The organism is Profundibacterium mesophilum KAUST100406-0324, from assembly GCF_009835145.1.
GTDB lineage: Bacteria > Pseudomonadota > Alphaproteobacteria > Rhodobacterales > Rhodobacteraceae > Profundibacterium > Profundibacterium mesophilum.
The window spans coordinates 2,501-6,244 of sequence record NZ_APKE01000041.1 but is presented as its reverse complement, the minus strand read 5'-3'; the positions used below and the strand labels follow the sequence as shown (position 1 = coordinate 6,244).

Genomic DNA, 3,744 nt, shown 5'->3' with positions numbered 1-3,744 from the left:
TTCGCGACCGCCTCGGGGTGTGATCGATCCGGCAGGGTCGCGGATCGAGACGGACGGTCTTTTGCATGAACTTGTGGGTCCTGCCGCTGAAAGCCGAGCTCGGGTTTGTTGACTGCGCCCGAGTTCAGTTCTTGGAAGCGCCGCTGAGGGACCGCGACGGCATGGTGCAAGCCCCCGCCCTCATGCGCCGGCTTCTGGGCGTGGTGCGGGTCCGGGGCGATCCAGAACCGTGGGACGGATTGGCGACCGAGGTTCGGGGCGCGGCGCTGGTTTGTCTGTGGTTCGGATTTTGTTGGTTGCGGGAGTAGGATTTGAACCTACGACCTTCAGGTTATGAGCCTGACGAGCTACCGGGCTGCTCCATCCCGCGCTACCATGTGCAGGGCCAATTTTCGGTTTTGACCGTATTGGCGTTTTTGCCTCTTGCGTATCTTGCGAGGTGCAATCGCGGTCTGCGACGTTCCGCGGTATTATGTGTTTGCTCGTTTTCGAGAGATTTTCGGTGTTTCTTACTAGGTTTGGCGGCGACCTACTCTCCCACGTCTTAAGACGCAGTACCATCGGCGCTGTGGCACTTAACTGCCGAGTTCGGGATGGGATCGGGTGTTTTGCTCACGCCATGACCACCAAACCGAGAAAGAAACACCAGCGCTGCATTCCCGGAGGGATGCAGCGGGTCGGGGGATGCGGGTTTGCTTTTGCAAACCTGCGTTCCGACCGTGTTCAGCCGGAGCGGGAGCTCCGGCGTCATCATCAGTTTTATCCAAGTCAGCACACTGTCGGTGTGTATGCTTTTGAGCCAGTCTTCCACTGGATCAAATCAAGCCTATCGAGCAATTAGTACCGGTCAACTGAACGCATTGCTGCGCTTACATCTCCGGCCTATCGACGTGGTGGTCTACCACGGCTCTCAGGGATACCTTGTTTTGAGGGGGGCTTCCCGCTTAGATGCCTTCAGCGGTTATCCTTTCCGATCATAGCTACCCAGCACTGCCATTGGCATGACAACTGGTCCACCAGTGGATCGTTCACCCCGGTCCTCTCGTACTAGGGGCAACTCCTCTCAAGTATCCTACACCCACGGCAGATAGGGACCGAACTGTCTCACGACGTTCTAAACCCAGCTCACGTACCTCTTTAAACGGCGAACAGCCGTACCCTTGGGACCTGCTCCAGCCCCAGGATGAGATGAGCCGACATCGAGGTGCCAAACGGTGCCGTCGATATGGACTCTTGGGCACCATCAGCCTGTTATCCCCGGCGTACCTTTTATCCGTTGAGCGATGGCCCTTCCACTCGGGACCACCGGATCACTATGGCCGTCTTTCGACTCTGCTCGACATGTACGTCTTGCAGTCAGGCTGGCTTCTGCCATTGCACTCAACGAGCGATTTCCGACCGCTCTGAGCCAACCTTCGCACGCCTCCGTTACGCTTTGGGAGGCGACCGCCCCAGTCAAACTACCCGCCACACAGGGTCCCGGAACCGGATAACGGTCCGCGGTTAGACATCAAGCAAAGCAAGGGTGGTATCTCAAGGATGGCTCCACAGGAACTGGCGTTCCTGCTTCAAAGCCTACCACCTATCCTGCACATGCTTGGCCTGATGCCAGTGTGAAGCTGTAGTAAAGGTGCACGGGGTCTTTCCGTCTAACCGCGGGAAGCCTGCATCTTGACAGGCAATTCAATTTCGCTGAGTCGATGTTGGAGACAGCGGGGAAGTCGTTACGCCATTCGTGCAGGTCGGAACTTACCCGACAAGGAATTTCGCTACCTTAGGACCGTTATAGTTACGGCCGCCGTTTACCGGGGCTTCAATTCAAGGCTTGCACCTCTCCTTTTAACCTTCCGGCACCGGGCAGGCGTCAGACCCTATACGTCGTCTTGCGACTTCGCAGAGCCCTGTGTTTTTAGTAAACAGTCGCCACCCCCTGGTTTGTGCCCCCAGCCCATACTTGCGTACGAACCGGGCCTCCTTCTCGCGAACTTACGGAGGTATTTTGCCGAGTTCCTTCAACATCGTTCTCTCAAGCGCCTTGGTATTCTCTACCAGTCCACCTGTGTCGGTTTAGGGTACGATCTCATGGAAGAGCTATTTCCAGGGACCGGTGAGCAGCCCATTCAATCCGATAAGGATGAACTACCTTTCCGATCCGTCACTACTTCCTGGCCCAGGAATATTAACCTGGTTCCCATCGACTACGCCTTTCGGCCTCGCCTTAGGGGTCGGCTTACCCTGCTCAGATTAGCTTTAAGCAGGAACCCTTGGACTTTCGGCGACAGGGTCTCTCACCCTGTTTGTCGCTACTCATGTCATCATTCTCGCTAGTGATCTCTCCACCGGATCGCTCACGCGCCGGCTTCACAGAAAGCCTCTCTCCTCCAACGCGGGCGAACCCGCTAAGGAGGAATGAGACTATGTCACACTACGCTCCGCTACCATGCGCTATGCGCATCCTAAGCTTCGGCTCATGGCTTGAGCCCCGTTACATCTTCGCCGCAAGACAGCTTGTTTAGACCAGTGAGCTGTTACGCTATCTTTAAAGGATGGCTGCTTCTAAGCCAACCTCCTGGTTGTTTTGGCCGTCTCACATGCTTTCCCACTTAGCCATGAATTAGGGGCCTTAGCTGTAGGTCAGGGTTGTTTCCCTCTTCACGACGGACGTTAGCACCCGCCGTGTGTCTGCCATCTAGTACTCCTCGGTATTCGGAGTTTGGTTAGGATCAGTAAGCCTGTGGGGCCCCATTACCCATCCAGTGCTCTACCCCCGAGGGTATTCGGATGACGCTCTACCTAAATAGATTTCGCGGAGAACCAGCTATCTCCGAGTTTGATTGGCCTTTCACCCCTAGGCACAACTCATCCCGACCTTTTTCAACAGGTGTGGGTTCGGACCTCCAGTTAGTGTTACCTAACCTTCATCCTGGTCATGCCTAGATCACTCGGTTTCGGGTCTGATCCCACGAACTCATGCGCCCTATTAAGACTCGCTTTCGCTGCGCCTACACCTAACGGCTTAAGCTTGCTCGTGAGACCAAGTCGATGACCCATTATACAAAAGGTACGCCGTCACCCCTCAAGGAGGCTCCGACTGATTGTAGGCGTTCGGTTTCAGGAACTGTTTCACTCCCCTCGTCGGGGTGCTTTTCACCTTTCCCTCACGGTACTGGTTCACTATCGGTCAGCAAGGAGTACTTAGCCTTAGAGGGTGGTCCCCCCATGTTCAGACAGGATTTCACGTGTCCCGCCCTACTTAATACGTCCAATCGAGCTTCCCATACGGGGCTGTCACCCGCTATGGCCCAGCTTTCCAACTGGTTCCGGTCACTCTCATGGCTCGGCTGGTCCCCGTTCGCTCGCCGCTACTAGGGGAGTATCTGTTGATTTCCTTTCCTCCGGGTACTTAGATGTTTCAGTTCCCCGGGTTTGCTCTTTTAACCCTATGTATTCAGGTAAAAAGTACCTGGTTAACCCCATTATCGAATACCCCGAAGGGCTGACAATAACAGAGTTTCAGGTGGGTTGCCCCATTCGGAAATTCATGGATCAAAGCCTATTCTCGGCTCCCCATGACTTATCGCAGAGTATCACGTCCTTCATCGCCTCTTGCTGCCAAGGCATTCACCAAACGCCCTTTTCGCGCTTGATTTGATCCAGAAGAAGACAGGCTCCTTCTGCGCCCCACCGCCTTTTGACTTCGGCAGGACATTGATCAAAAGCATACTTTCCCACCCTTCCGTCTGG

At 55.1% G+C, this 3,744-nt stretch carries 1 tRNA gene and 2 rRNA genes; all 3 read right to left on the bottom strand.

The features are described from left to right. Positions 1 to 293: 293 nt before the first annotated feature. The 3 genes from PMES_RS15780 to PMES_RS15770 all read right to left on the bottom strand — a co-directional run bounded on the left by PMES_RS15780 (position 294) and on the right by PMES_RS15770 (position 3,649). Positions 294 to 370, bottom strand: a tRNA-Met gene (locus tag PMES_RS15780). Between the two features lie 146 nt (positions 371 to 516). After that, a 5S ribosomal RNA gene (rrf, locus tag PMES_RS15775) occupies positions 517 to 631 on the bottom strand. A gap of 185 nt (positions 632 to 816) precedes the next feature. Then, a 23S ribosomal RNA gene (locus PMES_RS15770) occupies positions 817 to 3,649 on the bottom strand. Positions 3,650 to 3,744: the final 95 nt, after the last annotated feature.